Annotated in this window: 22 protein-coding genes and 1 riboswitch; of the genes, 17 read left to right on the forward strand and 5 right to left on the reverse strand. The window is 45.5% G+C overall.

Annotated elements, in window-relative coordinates:
- The first annotated feature begins 189 nt into the window (after nt 1–189).
- From glgB to AC3WQ3_RS13340, 3 genes are all read left to right on the forward strand, one after another.
- Nucleotides 190–2202 carry a 1,4-alpha-glucan branching protein GlgB gene (glgB, locus tag AC3WQ3_RS13330; RefSeq protein ID WP_492472485.1) on the forward strand — a complete coding sequence of 671 codons (2013 nt, stop codon included), beginning with the start codon at nt 190–192 and terminating at the stop codon, nt 2200–2202.
- Nucleotides 2199–3641, forward strand: a complete 1443-nt coding sequence (glgA, locus tag AC3WQ3_RS13335; protein ID WP_492472486.1) for a glycogen synthase GlgA — start codon at nt 2199–2201, stop codon at nt 3639–3641. Before glgB ends, glgA begins: the two co-directional genes overlap by 4 nt.
- A 219-nt stretch (nt 3642–3860) precedes the next feature.
- Nucleotides 3861–5483 carry a hypothetical protein gene (locus AC3WQ3_RS13340; RefSeq protein ID WP_492472487.1) on the forward strand — a complete coding sequence of 541 codons (1623 nt, stop codon included), beginning with the start codon at nt 3861–3863 and terminating at the stop codon, nt 5481–5483.
- Between the two features lie 74 nt (nt 5484–5557).
- On the opposite strand, the gene AC3WQ3_RS13345 is transcribed toward AC3WQ3_RS13340, so the two are convergent.
- Both AC3WQ3_RS13345 and AC3WQ3_RS13350 read right to left on the reverse strand, forming a co-directional pair.
- Nucleotides 5558–7309: an alpha-glycosidase gene (locus AC3WQ3_RS13345; protein ID WP_336781961.1), complete on the reverse strand. Its 1752-nt coding sequence runs from the start codon at nt 7307–7309 to the stop codon at nt 5558–5560.
- Between the two features lie 251 nt (nt 7310–7560).
- Nucleotides 7561–8736 carry a M20 family metallopeptidase gene (locus tag AC3WQ3_RS13350; protein WP_336781960.1) on the reverse strand — a complete coding sequence of 392 codons (1176 nt, stop codon included), beginning with the start codon at nt 8734–8736 and terminating at the stop codon, nt 7561–7563.
- Nucleotides 8737–8941: 205 nt separating this feature from the next.
- On the opposite strand from AC3WQ3_RS13350, the gene AC3WQ3_RS13355 reads away from it, so the two are divergent.
- From AC3WQ3_RS13355 to AC3WQ3_RS13365, 3 genes are all read left to right on the forward strand, one after another.
- Complete coding sequence (locus AC3WQ3_RS13355; protein WP_419720037.1) at nt 8942–10381, forward strand: ABC transporter substrate-binding protein/permease; 1440 nt, start codon at nt 8942–8944, stop codon at nt 10379–10381.
- The gene (locus AC3WQ3_RS13360) at nt 10368–11093 is read left to right on the forward strand and encodes an amino acid ABC transporter ATP-binding protein (RefSeq protein WP_153978998.1); all 726 of its coding nucleotides are present in this window, start codon (nt 10368–10370) and stop codon (nt 11091–11093) included. Before AC3WQ3_RS13355 ends, AC3WQ3_RS13360 begins: the two co-directional genes overlap by 14 nt.
- 266 nt (nt 11094–11359) lie before the next feature.
- Nucleotides 11360–11559, forward strand: a riboswitch (cyclic di-AMP (ydaO/yuaA leader).
- Nucleotides 11560–11561: 2 nt separating this feature from the next.
- The gene (locus tag AC3WQ3_RS13365; protein WP_336781958.1) at nt 11562–12236 is read left to right on the forward strand and encodes a 3D domain-containing protein; all 675 of its coding nucleotides are present in this window, start codon (nt 11562–11564) and stop codon (nt 12234–12236) included.
- Nucleotides 12237–12364: 128 nt separating this feature from the next.
- Here the strand turns inward: AC3WQ3_RS13365 and AC3WQ3_RS13370 are convergent, their stop codons facing one another.
- The gene (locus AC3WQ3_RS13370; RefSeq protein WP_336781957.1) at nt 12365–13156 is read right to left on the reverse strand and encodes a polysaccharide deacetylase family protein; all 792 of its coding nucleotides are present in this window, start codon (nt 13154–13156) and stop codon (nt 12365–12367) included.
- A 151-nt stretch (nt 13157–13307) separates the two neighbouring features.
- Here AC3WQ3_RS13370 and lpdD point away from each other — a divergent pair, with 151 nt between their 5' ends.
- The 5 genes from lpdD (at nt 13308) to AC3WQ3_RS13395 (ending at nt 16219) form a co-directional block, all read left to right on the forward strand.
- Complete coding sequence (gene lpdD / locus AC3WQ3_RS13375; RefSeq protein ID WP_492472488.1) at nt 13308–13649, forward strand: prenylated flavin chaperone LpdD; 342 nt, start codon at nt 13308–13310, stop codon at nt 13647–13649.
- Nucleotides 13650–13773: 124 nt separating this feature from the next.
- On the forward strand, nt 13774–14445 hold the full coding sequence (locus AC3WQ3_RS13380) for a PspA/IM30 family protein (protein ID WP_095286502.1): 672 nt from the start codon (nt 13774–13776) through the stop codon (nt 14443–14445).
- 96 nt (nt 14446–14541) lie between these two features.
- Complete coding sequence (locus AC3WQ3_RS13385; RefSeq protein ID WP_095286503.1) at nt 14542–14943, forward strand: DUF350 domain-containing protein; 402 nt, start codon at nt 14542–14544, stop codon at nt 14941–14943.
- Between the two features lie 23 nt (nt 14944–14966).
- Nucleotides 14967–15473 (forward strand): DUF4178 domain-containing protein, encoded by a 507-nt coding sequence (locus AC3WQ3_RS13390; RefSeq protein ID WP_095357418.1) that lies wholly within the window; start codon nt 14967–14969, stop codon nt 15471–15473.
- A gap of 11 nt (nt 15474–15484) precedes the next feature.
- Entirely contained in the window at nt 15485–16219 is a 735-nt protein-coding gene (locus AC3WQ3_RS13395) for a DUF4247 domain-containing protein (RefSeq protein ID WP_336781953.1), read from the forward strand.
- 127 nt (nt 16220–16346) lie between these two features.
- On the opposite strand, the gene hlpB is transcribed toward AC3WQ3_RS13395, so the two are convergent.
- Nucleotides 16347–16637 carry an HNH nuclease-like protein HlpB gene (gene hlpB, locus AC3WQ3_RS13400; protein WP_154893837.1) on the reverse strand — a complete coding sequence of 97 codons (291 nt, stop codon included), beginning with the start codon at nt 16635–16637 and terminating at the stop codon, nt 16347–16349.
- Nucleotides 16638–16804: 167 nt separating this feature from the next.
- Between hlpB and AC3WQ3_RS13405 the strand changes: the two genes are divergently transcribed.
- Together AC3WQ3_RS13405 and mobB are read left to right on the forward strand one after the other, a co-directional pair.
- Nucleotides 16805–18073: a molybdopterin molybdotransferase MoeA gene (locus tag AC3WQ3_RS13405; RefSeq protein ID WP_492472572.1), complete on the forward strand. Its 1269-nt coding sequence runs from the start codon at nt 16805–16807 to the stop codon at nt 18071–18073.
- A 5-nt stretch (nt 18074–18078) separates the two neighbouring features.
- Nucleotides 18079–18618: a molybdopterin-guanine dinucleotide biosynthesis protein B gene (gene mobB, locus AC3WQ3_RS13410; protein ID WP_336781952.1), complete on the forward strand. Its 540-nt coding sequence runs from the start codon at nt 18079–18081 to the stop codon at nt 18616–18618.
- Between the two features lie 165 nt (nt 18619–18783).
- Here the strand turns inward: mobB and xerS are convergent, their stop codons facing one another.
- Nucleotides 18784–19878 carry a tyrosine recombinase XerS gene (xerS, locus tag AC3WQ3_RS13415; protein WP_095357422.1) on the reverse strand — a complete coding sequence of 365 codons (1095 nt, stop codon included), beginning with the start codon at nt 19876–19878 and terminating at the stop codon, nt 18784–18786.
- A gap of 171 nt (nt 19879–20049) precedes the next feature.
- Here xerS and AC3WQ3_RS13420 point away from each other — a divergent pair, with 171 nt between their 5' ends.
- From AC3WQ3_RS13420 to AC3WQ3_RS13435, 4 genes are all read left to right on the forward strand, one after another.
- Nucleotides 20050–20538 carry a GNAT family N-acetyltransferase gene (locus tag AC3WQ3_RS13420; protein WP_336781951.1) on the forward strand — a complete coding sequence of 163 codons (489 nt, stop codon included), beginning with the start codon at nt 20050–20052 and terminating at the stop codon, nt 20536–20538.
- A 245-nt stretch (nt 20539–20783) separates the two neighbouring features.
- Nucleotides 20784–21680, forward strand: a complete 897-nt coding sequence (locus AC3WQ3_RS13425; protein WP_336781950.1) for an aldo/keto reductase — start codon at nt 20784–20786, stop codon at nt 21678–21680.
- Between the two features lie 385 nt (nt 21681–22065).
- Entirely contained in the window at nt 22066–23310 is a 1245-nt protein-coding gene (locus tag AC3WQ3_RS13430; protein WP_492472489.1) for an MDR family MFS transporter, read from the forward strand.
- A 428-nt stretch (nt 23311–23738) separates the two neighbouring features.
- Nucleotides 23739–25844 (forward strand): serine hydrolase domain-containing protein, encoded by a 2106-nt coding sequence (locus AC3WQ3_RS13435; RefSeq protein ID WP_492472573.1) that lies wholly within the window; start codon nt 23739–23741, stop codon nt 25842–25844.
- Nucleotides 25845–25970: the final 126 nt, after the last annotated feature.

Consider the following 25970-nt stretch of genomic DNA (forward strand, 5'->3'; position numbering starts at 1 on the left):
TCCCTCCCAAGATATTTGTCCAGTGTAGTACTTACATAAACGCAAAGTGGTGCTGTTGAAACGATGTATACTGTAAAATTCCTGTAAAATTACAACATTTTTTTAAACACGTCATTTTTCTTTTCAACTTGGCTAGAATGGGGTAATGATTAACGTTATATCTATTTTCTAGGGGAAGAAGGTGATCTCTTGGCCATTCAACCATTGGCAGATCCGGCCATTTCGCCGGAGGATATCTATTTGTTTCATGAAGGAAACCTTCATCACAGTTATCGAATATTAGGCGCACAGCCTGAGACTCAGGATCATCGTCAGGGGTATCGCTTCACCGTCTGGGCTCCAAATGCCAAAGAAGTAGGGCTGGCTCTTGACCGCAATGATTGGAAAGGTGAACAGGCACCTTTATATAAGATACCCGATTCTGGATTTTGGACTCGTTTTTTTCCGGAAATCAGTGAAGGAACTTTATACAAATTCCGTATTTTAACGGAAAACGGAGTAGAACTGCTGAAAGCAGATCCGTATGCATTTCACGCCGAAGTTAGGCCTCGCACGGCTTCCATTACAAGTTCCATCCAGGGATACAAATGGAACGATGGTGCATGGAGACGGAAACAGAGGGCTGTATATAACAAGCCTTTACATATTTATGAGATGCACATCGGAACATGGAAGCGCAAGGAAGACGGCTCTTTATACAGTTATAGAGAGATCGCGGATCTGCTCGTTCCTTACTTATTAGAAATGAAATACACACATGTGGAGATGATGCCGCTCAGTGAACACCCTTATGACCTTTCCTGGGGGTATCAGAGTACAGGCTTCTTCGCCCCGACAAGCCGTTTTGGAGGTCCTAAGGATCTAATGTATTTAGTGGATACACTGCATCAGGCTGGAATAGGTGTACTGCTTGATTGGGTGCCTGCACACTTTGCCAAGGATGCCCACGGTCTGCGTTTGTTTGATGGCACACCGCTGTTCGAATATGCAGATCCATTGCTGGCTGAGAAACCAGGGTGGGGTACACTAAGCTTTGATTATTCGAAACCGGAAGTTCGTTCCTTCCTTATCTCCAATGCGCTGTATTGGATGGAAATGTATCATTTTGATGGTCTGCGTGTAGACGCGGTTACCAGCATGCTAAGGCTTGACTTTGAAAAGCATTCTGGCCAATTTCGTCCCAATGCAGACGGAGGCTTGGAAAACAAAGAAGCTGTTGCCTTCTTGCAGCAACTCAATGAAACGATCTTTAAGTACTATCCTTATGCGCTGATGATGGCCGAAGAGTCCAGTGCATGGCCGATGGTCACGTCTCCTGTGGACGTAGGCGGACTGGGATTCAATTATAAATGGAACATGGGTTGGATGAACGATACGCTGGATTATATGAAAACCGATTTCCACGATCGTCCGTCGAAGCATCATTTGCTGACATTTCCTGTGGTTTACTCCTTCTCTGAAAATTATGTGCTGCCTCTGTCGCATGACGAAGTCGTACATGGCAAAAAGTCCTTGCTGGACAAGATGCCTGGATCGTACGAACAAAAGTTTGATGGCATGCGAGCTTTCTTGGGTTACTTCATGACTTTCCCAGGCAAGAAGCTGCTCTTTATGGGCGGAGAATTTGGCCAGTTTATTGAATGGAAAGATGAGGATGAACTGGATTGGTTCTTGCTGGATTATGACAGTCACCGCAAACTCCACAAGTTTGAACGTGACCTGTCTGAGCTGTACCTGAGCGAAAAAGCTTTGTGGGAGCTTGATCATTCCCTGGACGGATATGAATGGATCACTCCGGATGACCATGGCCAAAGTGTCATTTCATATGTACGCAAAGGAAAAAAACCTGCGGATACACTCCTTGTGCTTGTTAACTTCCAGCCGGTCAAGCGGGAGCGTTACCGGATTGGTGTCATGCGTCCCGGTATGTATGCCGAAGTTCTGAACAGTGATCATCCCGATTACGGGGGATCAGGTATATTGAATGATATGCAGATAGCTACCGAAAAGATTCCTTTTCATGGCCATCCCCACAGTCTGGAGATTGTTTTGCCTCCGCTAAGCGTGGTTATTCTAAAAAAGAATACACGTCGGAAAACGGATGAGACAGCAAATGAAGTCGCTTCTGTCAGACCAAAAGCACTCAAAAATACAAATACAAATAAGACCACTGCCAAATCAAAAAGGGGGAAAAATGCGTGAAACTTTTATTCGCTGCTGCCGAGGGCCATCCATTTATCAAAACAGGTGGACTCGCTGACGTTATTGGAGCTTTGCCTCAAGCCTTGAAAAAGGCTGGGGCAGATGTTCGTGTCATTTTACCCAAATATAAAGGGATCCCTGACGAATATAAGGAGGCCATGAAGCCGGTTATCGTGACCGATGTTCCACTCGGCTGGCGCAGACAATACTGCGGCATTGAAATGCTCGTCCATGACGGAATCCCGATTTATTTTGTCGATAACGAATATTACTTTGGCCGTGACGGTGTCTACGGGTATATGGATGATGGGGAGAGATTTGCTTTCTTTAATCGCGCGGTGCTCGAGGTATTGCCGTTGCTGGACTTCAAGCCGGATGTGCTTCATAGTCATGACTGGCATGCGGGAATGATTCCGCTGCTGCTGCAGGCGCATTATGCACATGAGCCATTCTATAGTGAGATACGTACCGTATTCACCATACATAATCTGTTGTATCAAGGTGTATTCCCGCATTCGTTATTCAGCGATCTGCTTGAACTGGACGACCGATATTTCACCATGGATGGCGCAGAGTATTATGGTAATGTCAATTTTTTAAAATCAGGTATTGTCTTTTCAGACCATGTAACAACAGTAAGCCCCACCTACGCACAGGAAGTGAAAACTTCCTATTATGGCTATGGCTTGGACGGTTTGCTTAGCTCGCTTGGCGAACGTTTTACCGGAATTGTGAATGGTATTGATACCAAGAGTTACAATCCGGCGACGGATAACAAAATCCCGGTTAAGTACAGAACAAGCCTATCGAAGAAAACGGAGAACAAGATTGAGCTGCAGAAGGAGCTTGGGCTCCCTGTCCGTCCGGATGCTCCATTGATGGTAATGGTTACCCGTCTTGTTGACTCCAAAGGACTTGATCTCGTTTGTCGCATATTGGATGAGCTGTTGTACTACGACGATATCCAGTTTGCCGTATTGGGAACTGGCGATCCTGCCTATGAGCATTGGTTCCGGGAGGCGTCCTATCGTTACCCACTGAAAATGTCAGCCCAAATCAAGTTCAACGATGGATTATCCCGTCGTTTCTATGCAGGAAGTGATATATTTCTCATGCCTTCCAAGTTTGAACCGTGCGGCATAAGTCAGCTGTTAGCACTCCGATATGGCAGTGTGCCGCTTGTCCGTGAAACGGGTGGTCTTAACGATACGGTGCAGGCATACAATGAGTTCAGCGGTGAAGGGAACGGTTTCTCGTTTACCAGCTTTAACGCACATGACATGATGAATACGATCCGTCGTGCAGAGAAGTTGTATCGCGAGCCCGACCACTGGAAGAAGATCGTGAAAAATGGCATGAACGGGGATTACAGCTGGGATGTTTCGGCTGATGAATACATGGACATTTATCGCAGCATTACTGTTGAGAATACAAAATAATAATTAAACCACGGAGCCGCAGTATATATCGTACTGTGGCTTTTTTGCAGAATAAATCCGGAGCCATGTTGGATGCCCTGTAGAGGTCGAATGAAGTGAATGAGGTTGAAAATGGGATGAAAGAGAGTTGGTAAAATGGCCAATCATATTAATTTCACCTCCACTTATAATCCGAATTTGGAGGCATGGGGTGGGAATGAAACATTTGATCCTCTCAAGATGAACGCAATGTTTAGTCAGATTTTGGGGAATATTGCAGCAGTTGAATCTTCTATCCCTGGAAATATCATTGACGTTAGAAACTTCGCTCCGGGGGATGGAACTGACCAATCCGCACAGATCAAAGCTTTTTTTGACTCAGCGCAAGAAGGTGATATTTTACTATTCACGCCGGGACACTACAAAGTCATAAAATCGGGATGGTTTTATACGTTTAATGGAAAAGCGGTAACCATCAGAGCTCATCCGGGAGCCATATTGGAAGTTTCGGACCAGGGTTTACGCTTTGAGAACAGCAACCACATTGAAGTAAGCGGTCTAACCTTAAGGCGTACAACTCAGGCTGGATGGGCCAAAGGAAGAACAGGCATTTACGTAGAGAATTCAAGCAACGTTATATTACAGAATAATGATATTAGCAAATTTACGGACGGGATTGGCGTGAATGGTTCAACCAGTCAGGAAAATCCTTCAAGAAATGTTATCATTAGAAACAACAAGCTTCACCACTTGGGGGAAGAGCCCATTGCAGTGAGGACCAATCTGGCCTTTGTCATCATTAGCCAAAATGACTGCTACCGATACTTGGGTGATGGGATCCTCATTAAAGCAACCTGGAACGTATTTGTAACGACAAACTTTCTTCATACACCCGTATTGTCAACCGATGCAGACTATACTACGTTTACAGCAGGCCAGCAAGGGTCTAATGTGCCCAAAGTAGGTGGAGGCATTACATGTAACAATGAAGGTGGCGAGACAGGGGCCCGGAGCCTGCATATTCATGATAACAGTGTGATTGGAACAGCTTTTGGCGTAGGACTTATCGGTTTTAGAGGCGCATTTGTCACTTCCAACTTCTTCAGTAATATTCGAAACAGCTCTGTAGTTTCTGTCTCCTTTCTCCCTTCCCAATTCAACCCAAATGATGAGAGCAACCATATTTTTGTGATTCAGGGCAATTATATTGATACCATTTTGAGGTCGAATCCTACAGCAGCCATTGAGGCAAGAACCAATAACGGGATTGAAGGCATGGATATTGGCGTTATCTCCGATAATATCGTGATTCCTAATGGCAATCATTGGGGGATCATTGCAGATGGAAACATCATTATCAAAGGCAATTATATTGCCAAAGCAGGTATTGCTATGGACTTGAGTAATGGGGTAGTCGCCACCGGCAATATCATTCAGCCTGGTTTTGTCACGACCAATCCTGACCGGATGGTCAGCATTAATGATCATGTGACATTCACAAGCAATTCCATTTCGGGTAAAGGCACATCACTGAAAATTCGTGGATCAAACAGTGTTATAACGGGCAATCGCATGAACTATGATGGCAATTGGTGGGCAGTCCATTTTGATTATGCCAATCGGGTTGTGGAAAATAACATTATCAAAGATAATGTGCTGCTGGTATCGTCTAGTGCCACTGGTCGATATTTATTCGGGTCCAGCGCCTTTTCGAATGGAAAAAACGTCGTGATTGATGTGGTTAAGGACAACAATGGTTCTGTCTACCAACTGGTGAACGACCTTGTACTGACAGGACCCAATTCCACCCGCTGGAGAGTCACTGTCGATGCCAATGGGAATATTAAGGGGACCAAGGTTTAGCATTTATCATAAAAAAACCTCCTAAACACCAGATCGATGAAGGGTGCATGGATCTGATGAATTAGGAGATTCCTTTATGAAGGATCTAGCTGTCTGTATAGAATTCGATAACCGTAAGGATCGAGCTTAATGTTCATGATGCCATCTGTGGGAATAACCGGATCTTCGGTAAGTGCATCTCTCCAGTCCCTGGTCTCCATAGGGTGAGAGAGGGTGCGTACATCGGGAGTGTTATTCATCCAAACGGTAAAGTGAAGCTGATCATCCATTCGCTCGTATACGATACAGGGGTCGTTGTGATCCGCTTTCAGGAAGCGGAAGCGCCCTTTGCGAAGTGCCTCATTGCTTTTGCGCAGATCAATCATCAGCCGGTAGAAGTCATAGAGCTCCCGATCTTGCTTGGCAGGGTCCCATTCCATACATTTGCGGCAATCGGGATCTCCTTCACCGCTGATGCCCACTTCATCTCCGTAGAAGATACACGGTGTACCGATGTAGGTAAACAGGAATACAACGGACAGTTTTAATCGCCGTTTGTCTTCACCGCATCGGGAGAGCAGACGAGGGGTATCGTGACTGCATAACATATTGAAGATCACTTCGTTGGTTTGCTGGGGATACCGCATAATGAGGGACCCCATCTCATTGGCAAAGTTGTAGCCATCCATGGATCCGCAGAAAAACTCCAGGACCTTGTCCGCAAAAGGGTAGTTCATAACGGAATCGAACTGGTCACCCATCAGCCATGTCAGGGAATCACTCCAAACCTCGCCCACAATATAGGCTTCCGGGTTCGCCGTTTTAACTACTTTGCGGAAATCTCGCCAGAAGTGGTTATCCACTTCGTTCGCTACATCCAATCTCCAGCCGTCGAGCTTGATCTCCTTAATCCAGTATTCGGCGACATCGAGCAGATACGCTTTCACTTCCGGATTGGCCGTGTTAAATTTCGGCATATTTCCATAAAAACCGAAGGTATCATAGGTAGGTATACCGTTCTTAATACTGACAGGAAATTCATTGATATGGAACCAGTCTACATACTTTGATTGTTTTCCATTTTGCAGCACATCCTGAAAAGGCGGAAAATCTTCACTGCAATGATTAAAAACGGCGTCAAGCATAACGCGGATACCACGCAGGTGGCATTCCTCTGTGACTTTTTTGAGCAAATCATTATCTCCAAAATGCGGATCTACTTTTTTATAATCAATGGTGTCATATTTATGGTAGGAGTTGGCTTGAAAGAGGGGGGTGAAATATATAGCATTTACGCCAAGTTTGGTTAGATCATCCAGATGATCGAGGACGCCTTGCAGGTCTCCGCCAAAGTAGTTATCCAGCTCGGGCGTACCTCCCCAGGCTTGAGTTCCTTCGGGATTGAGGTCTGGATTGCCATTGGCGAACCGTTCGGTCATGATCTGGTAAAACACAGCTTCTTTGGCCCATTCGGGAACCTTAAACACATCAATTTCATGAATGTACGAGAACTCGTAATATCCTCCAGTAGGGTAAGGGGGATCGCGGTGAATCCCATTGTCGGCCAGAAAGACATTTTCATGACCCGCTGTGACTCGAAAAATATAAGTAAGTCGTTTGAATTTGGGTTTAACCGCAGCCTCCCAGTAGTCGAACATCCTATCCGAAGCAGCTTTTTCCAGTTGAATTTCCCTGTAGGTTCCGTCCCAATCATATTTATCACCAGTCAGTGCAGTCACATAGTCTACATCATCTCTCTTCGTACGTACACGCAGATGAATCGTAGACGTGTTGTAGGCGTAAGCCCACTTGTCACGGGGAACGTGATACATCGCTTCGAGCAGCATGACGGCACCTCCTGTATCAAGATGAGTATAGCATTACATAACCAAGCTAGACAGCAAATGAACCATAAAAGGTTTACATAATTAGTGAAATTTTCATTACTTTCATCGATTTCATTTCACAAGCATCTCCAGGTTAGGCTTGAATATACGTATGCAAAATAAAGAAAAGAGGTGTTTTCTGCAGACCTGGTGATATCCATTCAATCTGTAGAGAACACCTCTTTGGTTGTCTCTATTACTTAAAACTTATATTATCGTAGGGCCTGTTCAAACTCTGTTCGAATCGTTTGCAGCAGCTCAGGCTTCGTTAGCACATCATAAGCTGTTGTGGCAAGTGCTTTTGCACCCAAGACCATGCCATCCAGTGCCCGTTCCTGTAATGCCAGATCGCGGAATTCGATGGAGTGCAGGGTGTGAACCTCATCAACGACCCGAATGTAAGGATGAATTGCAGGACAGCGTAAGGATACGTTACCGATATCCATGGAGCCATGATCATCTCCGCTAACGATCTCTTCTTGTGGAATACCGAGTTCCATGAGGTTTTCAGTGAATGTTGCAGATAAAGATTCATTGGTTACCATCTCATCATATGACGTTTCATAATTTGAAGTCACAAGACGACAGCCTGTTTGGAGCGCAGAACCTTCGGCAATTTGTATGACACGCTGCGTTAGTATATTAAGCTCTTTTCTGGTTGCGGCACGTACGTAAAACTGGGCTGAAGCATAGTCGGGAATGATGTTGGCAGCCTGACCACCGCTATTAATAACACCATGGATCCGGACACTACTTCTCACTTGCTGGCGGAATGCATTAATACCGTTAAAGGTTTGAATGACGGCATCGAGTGCATTGATCCCTTCATGCGGACTGGCCGCGGCGTGGGAGGATTTGCCGTGGAATTCAAATTGCACGGCATCAATGGCCAGAGAGCTGCCCGATTTCTCATAAGCATAATAAGGATGGGCCATTAGCGCGACATCACAATCATCAAACAGACCTGCTTCAGCCATTGGAACTTTGGCGCCACGAGTTTCCTCCGCAGGTGTGCCGAATACTTTTAACGTTCCTCCAACTTCATCCAAAATGGACTTTAGACCGACAGCAGCACCCAGACTCATCATACAGATCAGATGATGGCCGCAAGCATGACCAATCTCGGGAAGTGCATCGTATTCGCATAACAGCGCTATGGTTGGTCCTTTTTTGGCAGCAGCGTAGGTGCCGAAAAAAGCCGTATCCAATCCAAGTACGGGAGCTTCTACTTCGAAACCGTGAAATATCAGTTCTTCCTTTAGGCGGGCAGAAGCAAGGTATTCCTCGTTCCCGAGTTCGGGATTGGCACCAATGTATGATGAAATCTCCTTAAAACGGGAAGCATATTGATCAATAACCGACAAAATTTGTGATTTGGTATGTGTCATCGTGAACTCCTTCGTGCAAAATGAAAATAATTTAGTCATTATATCATGTTTGCTTGGTTTTTTCAGAAACAAGTCAGGATTTGTAAGTTGAAAACTCATTGCATAATCATGCATTGTACTTTATAATGACTCAGGCATCAACATGAGGAAGCACATAATGTATTGTAAGGGGAGAACAGGGTTGAAATTGATTAGTCGTTACACCATGATGCTGTTGACCTTTGTCGTTTTATTGACAGCTGCCGTTCCTTCGGCGCTGGCAAGTGGAACTACGGGCACTTCAGACAGTAAAAAATTGGTTCTCGGCACGAGTGCCGACTTTGCACCATATGAATTCCATAAAGTTATTAATGGCAAGGATGAGATTGTCGGATTTGATATTGCCATTGCCAAAGAGATTGCTGCCGATTTGGGCGTAGAACTTGTGATAGAAGATATGGGTTTCGACGGCCTTCTGCCTGCATTGCAGAGTGGACGCGTGGATATCGTTATTTCAGGCATGACACCGACAGAGGACCGCAAAAAAAGTATCGACTTCTCGGATACCTACTATAAATCGAAACAAGTCATCATGGTTCGCAATGAGGATAAAGACAAATACCCAACCATGGCTGAACTGGAAAATGAAAAGATCGGAGCACAAAAAGGTTCGATTCAGGAAACAATCGGACAGAAGATTCCTGGAGCCAAGCTGACGTCTCTAGATAAAATCTCGGACATTGTGCTTCAACTGCAAACTAAACGGATCAACGCTGCAATCGTTGAAGATACCGTTGCTGCAGGATACCTGGATGATATGATCGGACTAGCTCCTGCTGTTCCGGACGAAGAGCAGGTAGCAGCAGCGATCGGTATTCGCAAAGGCAATACGGAATTGCTGAATGCCGTTAATGGTACGCTTGAAAGATTGAAAAGTGAAAATAAAATTGATCAGATGGTAACCGAAGCCAGTCAATTGATGGCAGACCGTGAGGTCAAATCGCCAAATATTTTTGAAGTATTTTGGCAATACAAAAGCTTCTATGCTACGGGGGTTGGTTATACCCTCCTATTGTCAGCACTTGGGGTAATCTTCGGGGTAATCATCGGTTTGATCATTTGTTTATTCCGAATGCATGATACAGCAATTTTGCGGTGGATTGGTACGGCATATGTAGAAGTCATACGCGGTACGCCGATGCTGGTTCAATTGATGATTATTTATTATGGTCTTGCCTTGACATTTGGTATTACGTTCTCGCCTCTTCAGGCGGGTATTTTAACACTTTCCATCAATAGTGGTGCTTACCTGGCAGAGATCTTCCGTGCAGGGATTCAAGGCGTTGACCGTGGTCAACTGGAAGCAGCCCGTTCGCTTGGGATGGGTAGAGCCGCGGCCATGAGATTTATTATTTTGCCTCAGGCCTTCAAAGCTGTACTGCCTGCCATCGGTAATGAATTCGTAACCATCATCAAGGAATCTTCCATTATCTCGGTCATTGGTATGGTTGATATCATGTATCAGGCAAGTGTAGTCAAAAACATTACGTACCAAGGAATGAATCCGTTCCTTATTGCAGCAGCCATATACTTTGTATTGACATTCATTTTGTCCAAGCTGCTGGGTCGACTGGAAAGGAAGTTGAGTGCAAGTGATAGACGTTAGACAATTACACAAATCCTACGACAAAAATGAAGTACTTAAAGGCATAGATGTCTCAATTGGCAAGGGCGAGGTCGTTGTCGTGATTGGTCCTTCAGGATCAGGCAAAAGTACCTTCCTTCGCTGTCTTAACCTGTTGGAGCAGCCTACTTCAGGTGAAATTAATTTCGAAGGCGTATCGATCACGGATCCCAAACACAACATTAATGCAACGCGGGAGAAAATGGGGATGGTGTTCCAGCACTTTAATCTGTTTCCGCATAAAACCGTGGAGCAAAACATTACCATTGCCCCGATCAAAGTCAAAAAGCAGTCTGCACAGGAAGCCAAGCAGATCGCCGCAGACTTGCTTAAAACCGTGGGGCTATTGGATAAAAAAGATGCTTATCCAAGTCAGCTGTCTGGTGGGCAGAAGCAGCGGATTGCCATTGCCAGAGCGCTTGCGATGCAGCCGCATGTGATGCTGTTTGACGAGCCGACGTCTGCACTTGACCCTGAAATGGTTGGTGAAGTACTCGACGTTATGAAGCGCCTGGCTGAAGGCGGCATGACGATGGTTATTGTTACCCACGAGATGGGCTTTGCCCGTGAAGTCGGTGATCGCATCATCTTTATGGATGGCGGTGTAATTGTGGAGGAGGGAACACCAGATGAAGTATTTGGTCAACCTAAGCATCCACGTACGCGTGACTTTCTCGGTAAAGTTTTGTCATAGCCTTTGAGCATGATCCAGTCAGTGAACCGGATTAAATAGAATGAACAAAAAAACGAAATTAAACAACCTTGCTCACGTCACGTTAGCAGGGTTGTTTTTTTGTGCATGGGTAAGGATCCAGTGTCGTAAAAGTAACGTTTCTGTCATTGTTCCAGAGCTGCTTGATCGCTCTTTTTTAAGAAAAATCCTTATTTTTTAAGCATCATAATGTGTTGTTATAGACAGTTGGTAACATTTACTACGGACCCTGGTTACAAAATTGTGATATATTGTTCCTGCCGAAACTTCCTGAGGAGGAAGTGTGGAGGATGTAATGATGCAGACCGTGGAGGGGAAGATTGAAACGCACGCTGCTTGGGGTGAATTAGGGGTACATAACGCAAGACGAATGTAACAGAGACCTATAGGGTGGTTTCCTCCATCCGAATCCGACAACTAACTTCGCAGGCACAATGAGGGAGGAAGACCATGATTAAGAAGAGAACTATAGCCAAAACAGCAACAGCCCTGCTGACAGCAGCAATGCTCATTCAGGCCGTTCCAGCTCACGCTGATTCTGTTCACGTGGCCAAAGAGGGGGATACCTTCTATACCTTATCGAAACAATATGGAGTTGGACTGAACACTCTGGTTAAAGCAAACAGTGATATTTCACCTTACAACATTTATGGTGGTTTGAAAATTACGATTCCTGGAAAAGCAAACACGGCCTCAGCTGCTCCAGCAGCGAAAAGCTCGACGGGTGCTAAGACGATTACGACAGCTAGCCTTGATGTGAATGCTGATGATAAAGTCGTTCAGGCCTGGGGCAAAACGTTTGATTACAGTAAATCCATTGATGTGAAAGCAACAGCGTACTCTGCAGCCGCTTCCGAAAATGGTGGATGGGGTCCTGTTGATTACTTCGGTAATCCACTTGAACTCGGCACGATTGCAGTAGACCCTAGTGTGATCCCACTGGGTACGAAGGTTCTTGTTACAGGTCACTCCCATCCGGGGCTGCCTAAGCAGGCATTTGTGGCTACTGCCCGGGATATCGGCGGGGCGATCAAAGGGAAACGGATTGATATTTTCATTCCTGGAAGCCAGAAGTCTGTGAGCACATTTGGTTTTCAGGATGTTGAACTTTATATCTTGAAATAAGTATCAGCGCCAATAAAAGGGTGCCTTTATGACACGATTAACGTGAAATAAGGGTACCCTTTTTCTTTATTAAAACGCGCAAGATTGGTAGTTCTATAACTTGTGTGTTTGGTTTACGAAGCCGAGTATTATTTGCTTTTTGGCAATTGCAGCATTTCGTCCAAAGTCACCAGATTAAAGCCCCTGCATCGAAGTTCATCTATAATCTCCGGAAGTGCTCCAATGGTACCGGACAGATTGGAGCCCACGCCTCCGCCCGCGTGTTGAAGAATGATGGAGCCTGGCTTGACTGCAGATAGAACGTTCTGCTTCACTTGCTCTTTGCTGAGGCCTTTCCAATCGAGCGAATCCACATTCCAGTTGACGATGCTGTATTGCTGTCTTGCGGCCCATTGTAGCTGTTTCTCATTAATGTCCCCGTATGGAGGACGAATCATTTTAGGTGTATACCCGGTCAGTTTACGAATAATGTCGCCGGTATGTAGAATTTGTTTGCGAAAAGCATTCAAAGACAGCTTACTGAATTCAGGGTGGTTGTAACTGTGGTTCCCAACAATGTGACCTTCCCTAACGATCCGTCTGACGAGGTCGGGATGTTTCTCAGCCCGGTTGCCGACAATAAAAAAAGTCGCTTTTACATTATATTTCTTTAAAATATCCAATACCTGCGGAGTGAAGCGCGGATCAGGCACATCATCAAAAGTCAGTGCTACCTGTCTGGTTGAAGGTCCATTGGTCTTGAACGTATCGGCATATTTCTGCCTTAGCTGACCGAGTGTCAGTTGTTCATCCTCAGATAGATCCGGCTTTGCAGCAGGCATGCTCTCTGGAACGGGTTTGGCCAGCAGTTGTCCAGGTGAATAGCTTCCACTCATAAACATAAGGATCAACATGGAGAATGCGATGAGGCGAATACGCATGATACAGCCTCCTTTGTCAAATTGCGTTCTCTTTGGTATGCCCGCGGTGATGGTCCATTATGCATAAATGTGAGAAGTTTCATTGTCCAATTCAGTCGATAAGCTCATAATTCCACCATTACATATACACACAAAGGATGGGTGGACTAGGATGAGTACGTATGATTTGAAATCGGTTCGTTTGCAGGTCATTGAAGCTGGAGAGGATAAGATATTTTTGATCACGGGTGGGAAAGCTCATATAGGGGCTGTGGCGACCTTTTATCCCGAAAGAGAACGCGTGGTGGGAACGGCAGTCCATATTCCGGGGCATAAGGAACAGGAATTATGTGAGCGCCTTGCACGTAAGGCCGCAAATTCCCTCAAGGTGACCGTAACCGTTATTATGGGCTTTCATTTTGATGCCATTACACGTGTACAGATCGATGAGATCGTACAGACTGCGGAGAAGCTGCTGGGCGACCATTTAACCCTGGTGAATGATATAAAATAGTAGATTTTGGTTGACCCGGAATCGTGTTTTATGATTTTTTTTGGTAAAATTGAAACGGGATGAAAGTTACCACGTATGTATGATTATATACAAGGATGTAATATCGACTAGGAGGAATACCATAATGTCCATTTTCAAACGTTTGCGTGATTTAACGATGTCTAACATTAATGCCATTATTGACAAGGCAGAAGATCCAATCAAAATGACGGATCAATATATCCGTGATATGCAGGAAGATCTGGAAGATGCAGAGAAGGCTGTTGCTCAACAAATCGCGATTGAGAAAAAATTCAAGCAGCTGTTCGAGGAACAGGAAGCATTGGTGAAGAAACGTGAGGAGCAAGCTCATACCGCAGCACGTGCACAGAACATGGATCTGGCGCGCCGGGCTCTGGAAGAGAAAAAAGCTGCTGAAGTAAAAATGGCAGAATATAAAACAAGCTATGATCAAAACAAGGCTTCGGCAGACAATTTGCGCGGCAAGCTGGATGAAATGCGCAAGCAATTGACACAAATGAAAAACAAGCGTGAAACGTTGGTAGCGCGTTACAATGCAGCAAAAGCACAAACCGAAATCAACAAAGCGCTGAACGGATTTAGTTCCGACACAGCTAGTGCTGGCATGAAACGTATGGAAGAAAAAATGATGCAAATGGAAGCACAGGCTGAAGCGAGCAACGAAATGTCTTCCAAAGGAAAATCACTGGATGAAGAGTTCGAGAAACTTGGCAAGGATCAGGCCGTTGAGGATGAACTGGCGGCACTCATGAAGCAGTACGAAAATAAGAACTAAACCTTGCATCTTAGGCAGGGTTCACTAGCGGAGGAGAGACAGCGTTTCTCCTTCGCTTTTAAATGCGGTTCATGTTGATAAGTGGGGGCTGTGTAAATGGATTTGAACATTTTGGCGATGCTGGTCTGGACATTATCTGGCTCGGTTTTGCTTTTTGTATTGATGTATGTGGATTCATTATTTACGAAGTATAAGGATTTTGCGGAAGTTAAGGCAGGGAACATGGCGGTTACGACACGGATGGTCATGAAGCTCTTTGCTCAAGGGTATGTGCTTGCAACTTCGATTTCGACAGCGGGTCATCTGGGTGAAGCGCTGCTTGTATCGGTTGTTTCATTTGTCATCCTGCTTATTCTGGAGAGCGTTGTGCACTTTATGATTCGCACATGGGCCAATCTTGATTTGGACACAGGAATCCAGCAAGGGAAGACCGGATATGGCTTGTTCTCCGGTGCCTTGCACATCGTGGGCGCATTAATTATTGCAGCTTGTTTATAAGATAACGAACGGGAGTAATGGGTATGAGTGTATGGAAACGGATTAAAGGAATACTAGCCAAACCCGAACCACCACGAGCTGAGAAAACCATGCTGGACCTTGAGCCTGGAGATATCTGTGAGGTCTCGCTCGTTACGTATGAAGTCGTGGGGCGGGTGCAGCATCGTGCCCGAAGAGCGGTGGTACTAACACTGCAGGACGGTACAACGTTTAGACATCTGCATGTAGAAGAAAGAGAATTGACACGTTATTCCCTCTATACGCCAATTGATGGGCGTCTTGACGCACCAGACGAAGTACCAACCTTACTTGATCTGGACGGACGCGCGTATCATCTGGAGGAAGAATATGGAGGAATGGTTACCACTGCTGGCAGGACACCTTATGGTCAGGCTGGAGAGCAATTGGTTTGGCAGTATCAGTCTGATGATAACATGCTTCTGCGTGTGGAATGGCAAGACAGAAGATTTACTCTGTATGAAGGTGAGTCCATTCTTCCTGCGGATATCAAAGTGATTCGTTCGAGCTAGGAGAGGTTCCAATGAAAAAGCGCATGGCACTTGGATTAAAATTAATGCTGGTCCTCAGCCTTGTCATGTCCCTGTTGTCCGCGTGCGGGATGCCTTCCGTTCAGGACACTTATCCGCTTGAGTCTGTAAGTGGCAGTGGCAATACGACATCCTACGTGTATCGGGCTGCCGACCGTACTGTTCCGGAAGTTGCTCAGGAGTTATCCGAACAGCGTAAACCTGATCAGATCTCGGCGGAAAATGAAGAGCGGATGTTCCTGGTGTATCAGGACCAGTATTATCATTTGCAGCAGGACCCGAACAAGAAGGAAGATACCTTAATTGAGGTGGATTCCAAGGAATATGTACGTCAGAATTATGATTCTTCCTTTTTACAGGGGTATTTGACCGCAACGCTCATTGGCAATTTGTTTGATTCCTTTGGCGGCAGCGGATACGGAAAGTACAGAGGGTACACCGATCGTGATACGTACAAACCGAATCAAGGTACTTATCGTGCACCAACAAGCAATGACAAAAAAGCAGCTCCACCCATCACGGTTGACCGAAAAGGATCCATTACCCGGCGGGGAGGAGACACCGATACTAGTGTAGGTTCAGGCGGAGGATTATTTAGCCGTAAAAAGGAACCGAGCACCGGTACCGTCGAACGTAACAAGAGCGGTGGATTGTTCAATTCACCAAAGAGCTCTTATAAGAAGCCCAAAACAAGGGTAGGCGGCGGACGAATCATGAGGCGAAGGTAAAGATGAGATTTGCCAGCCTGAAGAGTATATAGAGAACAGCCACAAGGTAAGGCAGAATGAACCCTGCCATGCGCAAGCTCACCTTGTGGCTGTTCTTTTTGTTTTATAGTAGGAGGTATCGTTTTAATTAGGATCTGCGAACATGATTGGATTTGCGTGTCCGGGGAATGGTGGAAGGTGGCTGTTTGCGAATCCAGCGAACAAAAGGGGCCATTCGTTCATTCTCTCGTAGTGCCTGAAGTTCTGTTAAATGGAGCCTTATGAGATCCTGGTTGGTAAATAGCGAATGGATTTGTTTATGACACGGGATACATAGATCAGCTGTAGGCATGAAAGTACCGCCCAGTTCCTTGGGCGTGAGATGATGAACTGTTGTTTCCACAGGCTCTCTACCGCATAATTCGCATCGGCTGCTCATATCTGCTCCTCCGTTCTTACCCCTATTATGGGCATAAGCTCACAGTTTCATGTTACCCGCGAGGCGAGTACTTGTCACACCCCAGCTTTCACGCTACACTTTCTTAAACAAGTTCTGTCCCAAAGGAGGTTCTTTCCATTTTGAGAATCAATACACATTCAGATGATATGACAAGTCCCAAATTTAACCGTACAGCCGTGCAGGTCGAAGCTGCTCAGGCCAGAATATCACCTCATGTTACTACAGCTTTAGTTGAAAAAGTAACCTTGGAATCTGCGCATGGACGAACGCTGGCAGAAACGATTCATGCGCCGCATCCATACCCTTTCTTCAGAAGATCAGGTATGGATGGTTATGCGATTGTCAGCAGCGATACAGCTCACGCGTCCAGCGATCAACAGATCTGGCTGCGAGTTGTTGATGAAATTCCATGTGGATATACTTCGGATTTACTCATCACTCCAGGTACCACCGCGCGGATCATGACGGGTGCTCAAGTACCTGAAGGAGCAGATGCCGTTGTTATGCTGGAGATGACCGAAAGCAGGGAACAGGATGGAGAACAATGGATTGCATTAAAGCGCCATATCCAGCCCAATGCCAATATAACGCCAATTGGATTGGAAGTTCAGGAAGGACAACTGCTGCTTGAAGCCGGAACGATCATCCAGGCAGGAGAACAATCCGTATTGGCTACTTTTGGCGTGGCCGATGTACCGGTGTTTCGACGTCCGAAAGTCGCCATATTTGCAACGGGAACGGAATTGCTGGAGGTGGATGAGCCTTTGCAGCCTGGACGCATTCGTAACAGCAACAGTCATATGCTCCGATCCTTGGTCGTGGAGGCAGGTGGCGAACCTGTGATGTATGGATCTATAGCCGATGATGTGGATACGGCTCGTGCTAAACTGACAGAAGCAGTCGAGCATAACGATATCGTTGTGACCACTGGGGGCGTATCGGTTGGGGATTATGACATTATGGGGGATCTGGTACGGGAAGGCAGCATGGAGATGCTGTTTAATAAAGTGACGATGCGACCAGGAAGTGTTACGACAGCAGCGGTTGTGAGTGGGAAGTTACTATTTGCCCTATCCGGTAACCCGGGAGCTTGTTTTGTAGGATTCGGACTGTTCGTGCGGCCAACCATTCGTATGATGCAAAACGATGCCCGGCCTTATTTGGAAGAGTGGACAGCGACCCTGGATCAAGAATATACGAAAGTGAACAATTTTACGCGATTCGTACGGGGGCGCACAGAGATTCGGGATGGCAGGGTGTATGCGAAGCCCGCTGCGTCACGAGTGGATGAGTCCAGCGTCATGATTACGATCAAGGACAGTGATTGTCTGATCATCATTCCGCCTGACAAGAAAGGGATTGCTGCAGGAGAACAGGTACGCATACTCAAGCTGCAAAGTGGACAGGTGAGGTAGGGCACATGGTCAACAAAAGGACACTTCCACATATTGTGCAGATCGTGGGATACAAAAATACGGGGAAAAGCACCTTAACTGCAGAACTCACGAGATATCTTTCTTCGGAAGGGTTACGGGTTGCCGTCATTAAGCATGACGGACACGATCATTTCCAGATGGATCATGAAGGAACAGATTCATTTCGTTTCAATCAGGCGGGAGCTTCCGCCGTGGTAGTAATGTCGGAAAAGCGAACGGCTATCATCGAGCAGCAGCCAACCAGTCTGGAGACGATGCTGACTCGTCTATCGGATTACGACTGGATTCTGATTGAAGGATACAAAGCGGCACCTTACCCCAAACTGGTGATGATTCGTGAAGAACAACATCTAGCTATACTTCAGAAGCTAAAGGGAGTGATGGCAGTTGTTTCCTGGTTTCCGAGAGAATCCTTGCAATCCTCATGCAGTGAACCTGATCCGCTCAGCGATGTGGTTTGGCATTCTGTGCAGGAGCCAGAATTTATTGCTCGATGGTTGCTGGAACATGTGAATAAAGAGTAGTCAAGGACGTGGAAGAACTTGGTGTGATCGAAAGAGTAATCCAGGTTCATTTCAGCAAACTCTACAGTTCGTTATCAAAAATAATTTTGAATAAACGAAAAAACAGCGGATATTCTTACTGGTTATCAGTAAAAAGTATCCGCTGTTTTTTGGTATGGGAGCCTCTTATGAACCCGTACCTTCTGAACGACGCTCAATGGCTTCAGACATCGTTTTGTCCGTAAGATGTGCATAAATTTCGGTCGTTTCTGTCGAGGCGTGCCCAAGCTGTTCCTTTGTTTTATAAATATCATTTTGCAGGTAATAGTCTGTCGCAAAGGAATGCCGCAGCTTATGCACCGTCAGATACGGTTTGCCAAAACATTTGGCATATTTCATAATCATGGCCTGAATCGCACGTTTGGTCATTCGACTGCCTTCAGACTCACCGTTACGAAGCGCAATGAATAATCCTTTTTCCCGTTTGGGTGTGCGATACCTTGATTGCCGGAGCTGCATGTAGTTGGCCAGTTCATCCTTGGCCTGCTCCCTGAAATATACGGGTGTTTTGAACGTTTCATCGTTGTTACCTTTGCGGTAAACATATAACAGTTTATTATTCAAATCCAGATCATCGACATTTAGGTTAACCACTTCGGATACCCGCAGTCCGGAATTGAGAATAAGACTGGCGATGCAAGCATCCCGTTCTTTGTTGAGTTCATGGGAGTATAGAGCTTGTTTGTTTTTTTGCATGTCGACTGCATATCCTTCGAGGATATATCCGATGAACTCAAGCAGCTCCTCATCCTCTAATAGTTTCCCTTTGAGCTTCGCCGCAGTGTCCTTTGGCTTGTGTGTGCGTTTGATCTCAATCTTGGCCATAATATTTCGTTTCAGCAACGGATAGAAATCTTCATCTTCGGCAATTTGGCTCAAATAATGAAAGAGGGATCGCAGAGAGGACAGTTTGCGGGATACCGTAATTCTCGAATTGGCTCCTTCGCGTTTAGTAGCGAGGAACAATCGGAACGAGGTTACCGAATCCATCCGTAACACTTCAAGTTCAGTTAACGTCACTTCCCGGTTAGATTCTGCCTGGGATAATCCTTCAGCACGCAGCCAACTGAAAAAAGTATCATAGTCCCTTAAGTACTCCAGCAGGGTAGAGGGTGATAAATCGGGCAGCTTATAATCAATGAATTGCTGAACGAACCAAGGCATGGAAGGCAGTTTGTCATCCAGCTTGCGTCGATCAATCTCTTTTTGCACATTGGTCAAGTTCGGCACCTCCTGGTTAATTCTTCTTCGAATCTTCTATGTCCTAGTGTACCATAATTTGCTTGGTCACAGCCTGTTCACGGAATAGTACAGAAGAGGGCTGTATTCTTGCCCTTCGCTTTACAAACCTTTAAAGTAACTAGTATAAGTTAAGCAGAGGAGGTGAACCGGATGAATATGCAAATCGAGCTGGTTCCTCGGGAACGGAGTCAGGTAATTCGGCATTTAATGCAGTTTTATCTATATGATTTTACAAAATATCTGAATATCGATGTGGACAGCAATGGCATTTTTCCGGAGTATCCCGGTTTGGAAGCATTTTGGGAGGAGAAAGACCGTAAATTTGCATTTCTCATCACGTGTGATGGAGCCCCGGCCGGTTTTGCACTGGTGGAGCGCTTCGAGCCTGGCAGCAAGGATAACGATTATTATTTAACTGAGTTCTTTGTCATGCAAAAATATCGGCGGAGCGGAATAGGGACTCAAGCGGCACACGAGCTGTTTCATCGTTTTCCGGGAAGATGGAAAGTAACGCAGGTGCGCAACAATGTGATCGCTCAGGCGTTCTGGAGGAAAGTGATCGGAGCCTACACAGGAGGAAGATTTCGTGAGAAATTTCATCCGGAGCTCGGTAATCCGAGCCAGTTTTTTGTAACGTAACCGCAGGTGATGAACTAATCGACTGTCATTCATACATATTGGATTGAATTAGGAGCGTGTGACACGATTAGATCCTATCTGTCATTTGCAAGAAAAGAGGGCACTCTTCTTATACGGATTTTAAATGTTTGTTCGAGAAATTAGATCTAAAGTGGGTGCGATGTTCGTCTAACGGGTAATAACCCATAGAGTTGTCAAGCTTTCATAAGTTGTACCTATATTAACGAGGCTCGGAGGAATCAATCATGGAACTGCGCGAATATGGAAACACAGGCATGAAAGTAAGCACGCTCGGATTTGGTGGATCCGAAATCGGAAGCAACGTATCCAAACAAGACGTGGAAACACTTTTGAATACCGCTTTGGATGCCGGTTTAAATGTCATTGATACCGCCGAATGTTATGGGAACAGTGAGGAATTGATTGGGGATGTACTTTCGCATCGGCGTGATGACTATTATTTGTTTACCAAATGCGGACATGCTGCCGGGGTAGATGGACCTGATTGGGATCCCAAGGTGCTGGAGCAAACGATTGACCGCAGTCTGAGAAGACTCAAAACGGAATATGTGGATGTCATTCATTTGCATAGCTGCTCTGAGGAAGTTCTCCGGCAAGGGGCGGTAATTGAAGTGCTGCAGCGAGCCAAGGAAGCCGGAAAGACCAGGTTTATCGGGTACAGCGGGGACACAACGGACGCGTTGTACGCGATTGAAACCGGGGTGTTCGACAGTTTGGAAACTTCGCTAAATATTGCAGACCAGGAAGCGATTGATTTGACATTGCCGAAGGCGAGAAAAAGAAACATGGGTGTCATTGCCAAACGACCGATTGCCAATGCAGCATGGACGTTTGACACGCTCCCCGAAGATGCCTATCCATTCGTATATTGGAGACGGTTGCAGGAGCTGGGCTACGGTTTTCTGACAGGTAATGATGTGCAAGCGGCAGTTGAAACGGCCCTTCGTTTCACGTTAAGTACGGAGGGCGTCGATACAGCGATTGTTGGAACAACGAAGCCAAACCGGTGGCAGCAAAATGCTGATCTGGTCGCAAAAGGATCACTTCCGCAGGAGCTGTACGATGAAATCAGGGCACGATGGAAAGAAGTCGCCGGAGCGGATTGGACCGGACGTACGTAATGGAAGAATAGAGCAAACGGTTCGACAGAGAACCGTCCATTTTAGAAAAGCCGCCCTTGAGCGGCTTTTTTTAGTGGAATCCAGGCATCCAAGCTAAAGGAGACAGGCAAAACAATAGAAGAAAAATTTGAAAATATAATGATTATAATATTACAACATATGAAAAATTCACAATAATAAACGCTCTCTGTGTATCCGCACTAGATATAGATACTGTGAAAGCCAGTTACGAGAAAAAGGGTGAGGATTAAACCTAAACGTAAAAAGTCAAGTCCGTTTTTCAAATAAAATGTCCCTCTAGTAAGTCGACGGGCCGTATAATAGAATTCATACATATGTTGATAAGAACATGTAAAATCAGGAGTGGTCAACAAGGGGGAACAGCATGGCTTCACAGTTAAAACAAATTCATCCATTGGCATGGACGATTATCGTAGGTACCATTTTTGGACGTATGGCGACTTCCATGAGCATTCCATTTCTGTCCATCTATTTGACACAGCAGATGGGGGCGTCTCCAACCCAGACAGGTATAATCGTGGCCGTGAGCGCGCTCGTTGGTGTTTTTGCCAGCTTCTATGGTGGATACATCTCTGACCGAATTGGTCGTAAAAAAGTGTTGTTCATGTCAGTATTTGGCTGGGCGCTCGTATTTATTGGGTTTGCCCTATCGGATCAGATCTGGCTGTTCTTTATCATGAATGCACTCAACGGCATCTGCCGGGCGTTATTTGAACCGACATCCAGGGCGTTGTTATCGGATATCACACCACCGTCAAGCAAACTGCTAGTATTTAATCTGAGGTATGCAGCGATAAATCTGGGTGTTGTGTTTGGACCGCTGCTGGGACTGTATTTGGGATTATCGGATTCCAATTTGTCCTTTCTGGTCGCTGGAGGAGTATACATAGCTTACGGTATTCTATTAATTGTTCAGTTTATTCTTCATCCTCTGAAGCAGAACGAGCAGAGTACGGGGACGGCGGAGCCGATCCGTTTGAAACAAGCATTCCGCATAACAAGTGGGGATCCTGTTTTTATGTTTGTTTTGATTGGTACCATCTTTTGTGTGCTCGGGTACGGACACTTTAGCTCGACGCTACCTCAGTTCATGGCGATTAACCCGAATATGACTGATGGTGCGAAATGGTTTGGATACATGCTTTCCTTAAACGCAGTGGTTGTTCTTGCCGTTCAATTTCCGGTGGTTCGTATCGCGAGTCGCTTTCCACCTGTAGTGCCGCTTATTACAGGCAATATTATGGTATCTGTCAGTCTGCTGCTGTTTGGATTGGCGCAAAGCCCATGGATGCTGGTAGCGGCAGTTGTTATTTTTACGGTAGGAGAAGTACTCATGTTTACGCTGATGGATGTTCTGGTGGATCGGATTGCGAAGCCGGAACTGAAAGGGACATATTTCGGCATGATCGGATTCAACAATCTGGGCAACGTCAGTGCTCCAATCCTGGGCGGCTTTTTGCTGGACAGCTTCGGTGCTAACCAACCAATGCTAGTCTTTGCACCTATTGCGATAAGTTCCATATGTGGTGTTCCATTTTTATGGATTGCACATCAACGCATGCAGATAAGGGAACAGCAACGAACGAAGGAAAACGCAATGGAAAACTAGTAGGATGCGTATTTGTAAAAATTCAAAAACCTTCAAATCACTTTAATGTGAGTCCGAAGGTTCTTTTTTTGCTATATAACTATAATATTTCAACATATGAAAAATTCACAATAATAAAACCATTTTCCGTACCTTGTTGCGACCTACAATTAAGCTGCACTTGCGCTCCCGAAAAGTTAAAACGAACATCATTATCCATGAGTAAAAGTCAAGAAAAATATTCGAGAGTCTAACGAAAGTAGAATGAAAGTAAATTGTACCAATATTTTGGAACTTTAATAACGTCGTTGATGGGTGTCTTGATCATGCCGCATTCGCGGCTTTTTGCAGTTCATATTCAGTTCATATGGATGACACGGGCAGTACATTTTCCTTAAGTACACTAATTTTGAAGCCACCTGATGGTAGCCAACACAGAAAAACAGGAGATGATAAGATTGTCCATCAAGAAACGAACTTCAATTACAGCCGTAACGCTGGTGTTTGCCATACTTAGTCCAATGTCTGCTATGGCTGCTCCGGTAAGTAACGTCAATGATGTTACGTACGAGATGACTAAAAAAGCAGTGATTGAGAAAGCCCAAATTCTTACCGAAACCTATGGCACAACAAGCGTACAGTATGCACTCATAGATGATGGTGAAATCGTAATTTCCGGGCAAGCCGGCAAGAATGACCAGAATAACACCGTACCTCTTACCGCAGATACGATCTATGGCATAGGTTCAACCAGCAAAATGGTAGTTACTACTGCTGTGATGAAGTTGGTAGATGAAGGGGAAATCGATCTGGATGTACCAGTCATACATTATATCCCTGATTTCAAAATGGAGGATGAACGTTACAAAGAAATCACAACGCGAATGCTGTTGAATCATTCCTCCGGACTCCCTGGAACTTCAAGCAGCAGCGCCATCCTGTTCGGGGATAACGATACGTATGCACATGATACATTGTTGGATCAACTCGCAACGCAAAAGCTAAAGGCAGATCCCGGAGCATATTCGGTTTACAGTAACGACGGCTTTTCGTTAGCCGAGATTCTGGTTGAGCAAATTAGTGGAATGAGTTTTACTGCATTTATGCACCGCTATATTACCGAGCCTCTGGGTATGAACAACACCAAAACGCCACAGGATCTGATTAGTGACAACAAAATGGCCATGACGTATTCAGCCCTGCATAATGGACAACTTCCACAGGAAAACACAAACATGATTGCTTCGGGAGGCATTTATTCCACAGCCGAAGACTTGGTTCAGTTTGCGCAAATTTTTACGGGTGAGGTCGAAGGGATTCTCTCGCATGAATCAGCAGAAGCGATGGCAGAAGAAGAATACAAGAATGGCTTGTGGCCGGAAGACGCAGATTCATCTATTTCTTATGGCTTGGGCTGGGATAGTGTAAACCTTTTTCCTTTCAATGAATACGGCATCCAGGCCGTTGCCAAAGGCGGAAATACGATTTCGTACCATTCCTCTCTGATTGTGCTTCCCAAATACAACATGGCTGCAGCCGTTACTTCTTCGGGAGGAACAAGTACGACGGATCAATTGATTGCAACCGAACTACTGCTTGGTGCACTTGAGGAGAAGGATATCATTACGGAACGAAAGCCGGATAAGTCATTTGGGACACCTGTAAGCGCAACGATGCCTAACGGGTTATCAGCGTATTCGGGTATCTATGGAGGGGGAGCCAGCTCGCTACTGAATATTGATGTGCAGGCTGATGGACAACTAATTTTGTCCTCGCCTTTAACACCGAATAGTCCTGAACAAAAGTACATGTATACGTCGGATGGAACTTTCGCCAACAACGAAGGTACGGAAAAATTAGCATTCGTTGAAGAGGATAACGGAAAAATCTATTTATGGTCACGCTCGTATCAATCCATGCCTGGACTTGGACAGATTGCTTCTTCCGAATACAAGGCTGAGAAGCTGGAAACGAGTGAATTGTCCCCGAATGTTGCGGCGGCCTGGCAGAAACGTGATGGCAAAAGTTACTTTCTTGTGAATGAGAAATACACTTCAACGGTATATGACAGTGCTACACCGATCATCCCGATTCACCTGTTTGACGAGGTGCCAGGCTTGGTATACACCAATACAATCCTAGATGCCAACCTCGCTGTGAACCAGCTGCAAATTCCCGGTTTGGCCGGTCGTGATAGGATGGAATACGAATTCTTCAAGGAAAACGGAGTGGAATATGTCACAGCAGGGGGCAAGGTATACGCAAGCCAAGACGCGGTGAAGCCGCTCTATTCCGGAAATCAGTCGAAGACAACGATCCAGGCGAACGGTTATGCCACTTGGTACTCGATCCCTGCGACAGCCGCAGGTAAAGTTATGACGGTCCAAATGCCTTCAAAAGGTGCATTTACCGTGTATAACCAAGCAGGTATTTCCATTAATCACACCGTGGTCAGCGGTAAAAACGAGGTAGTTCTTCCTGAGAATGGAATCATTGTTTTTGCTGGTGATATCGGTTCAGCATTTGAAATTACACTCACCGACAACACAAATTAAACGTTAAAAAAATAATATAACAGCCAAAAAGCCGCGCTTGCCGTGGTTTTTTGGCTTCAACTATTCAATAGCAGCAGTAAACGCAGAACAACTTGGATAAATTTCCAGCAAGAAAATGATTGTCAA

The sequence above is a fragment of the Paenibacillus sp. FW104-T2 genome (assembly GCF_058789975.1).

What these genes read in the sequence shown, in the direction of transcription:
- AC3WQ3_RS13340 (WP_492472487.1), top strand. Translation starts at nt 3,861, where the DNA reads ATGAACGCAATGTTTAGTCAGATTTTGGGGAATATTGCAGCAGTTGAA.
- AC3WQ3_RS13345 (WP_336781961.1), bottom strand. Translation starts at nt 7,309, where the DNA reads ATGCTGCTCGAAGCGATGTATCACGTTCCCCGTGACAAGTGGGCTTAC.
- AC3WQ3_RS13350 (WP_336781960.1), bottom strand. Translation starts at nt 8,736, where the DNA reads ATGACACATACCAAATCACAAATTTTGTCGGTTATTGATCAATATGCT.
- AC3WQ3_RS13355 (WP_419720037.1), top strand. Translation starts at nt 8,942, where the DNA reads ATGATGCTGTTGACCTTTGTCGTTTTATTGACAGCTGCCGTTCCTTCG.
- AC3WQ3_RS13365 (WP_336781958.1), top strand. Translation starts at nt 11,562, where the DNA reads ATGATTAAGAAGAGAACTATAGCCAAAACAGCAACAGCCCTGCTGACA.
- AC3WQ3_RS13370 (WP_336781957.1), bottom strand. Translation starts at nt 13,156, where the DNA reads ATGCGTATTCGCCTCATCGCATTCTCCATGTTGATCCTTATGTTTATG.
- lpdD (WP_492472488.1), top strand. Translation starts at nt 13,308, where the DNA reads ATGAGTACGTATGATTTGAAATCGGTTCGTTTGCAGGTCATTGAAGCT.
- AC3WQ3_RS13380 (WP_095286502.1), top strand. Translation starts at nt 13,774, where the DNA reads ATGTCCATTTTCAAACGTTTGCGTGATTTAACGATGTCTAACATTAAT.
- AC3WQ3_RS13385 (WP_095286503.1), top strand. Translation starts at nt 14,542, where the DNA reads ATGGATTTGAACATTTTGGCGATGCTGGTCTGGACATTATCTGGCTCG.
- AC3WQ3_RS13390 (WP_095357418.1), top strand. Translation starts at nt 14,967, where the DNA reads ATGAGTGTATGGAAACGGATTAAAGGAATACTAGCCAAACCCGAACCA.
- AC3WQ3_RS13395 (WP_336781953.1), top strand. Translation starts at nt 15,485, where the DNA reads ATGAAAAAGCGCATGGCACTTGGATTAAAATTAATGCTGGTCCTCAGC.
- hlpB (WP_154893837.1), bottom strand. Translation starts at nt 16,637, where the DNA reads ATGAGCAGCCGATGCGAATTATGCGGTAGAGAGCCTGTGGAAACAACA.
- AC3WQ3_RS13405 (WP_492472572.1), top strand. Translation starts at nt 16,805, where the DNA reads ATGACAAGTCCCAAATTTAACCGTACAGCCGTGCAGGTCGAAGCTGCT.
- mobB (WP_336781952.1), top strand. Translation starts at nt 18,079, where the DNA reads ATGGTCAACAAAAGGACACTTCCACATATTGTGCAGATCGTGGGATAC.
- AC3WQ3_RS13420 (WP_336781951.1), top strand. Translation starts at nt 20,050, where the DNA reads ATGAATATGCAAATCGAGCTGGTTCCTCGGGAACGGAGTCAGGTAATT.
- AC3WQ3_RS13425 (WP_336781950.1), top strand. Translation starts at nt 20,784, where the DNA reads ATGGAACTGCGCGAATATGGAAACACAGGCATGAAAGTAAGCACGCTC.
- AC3WQ3_RS13430 (WP_492472489.1), top strand. Translation starts at nt 22,066, where the DNA reads ATGGCTTCACAGTTAAAACAAATTCATCCATTGGCATGGACGATTATC.
- AC3WQ3_RS13435 (WP_492472573.1), top strand. Translation starts at nt 23,739, where the DNA reads ATGATAAGATTGTCCATCAAGAAACGAACTTCAATTACAGCCGTAACG.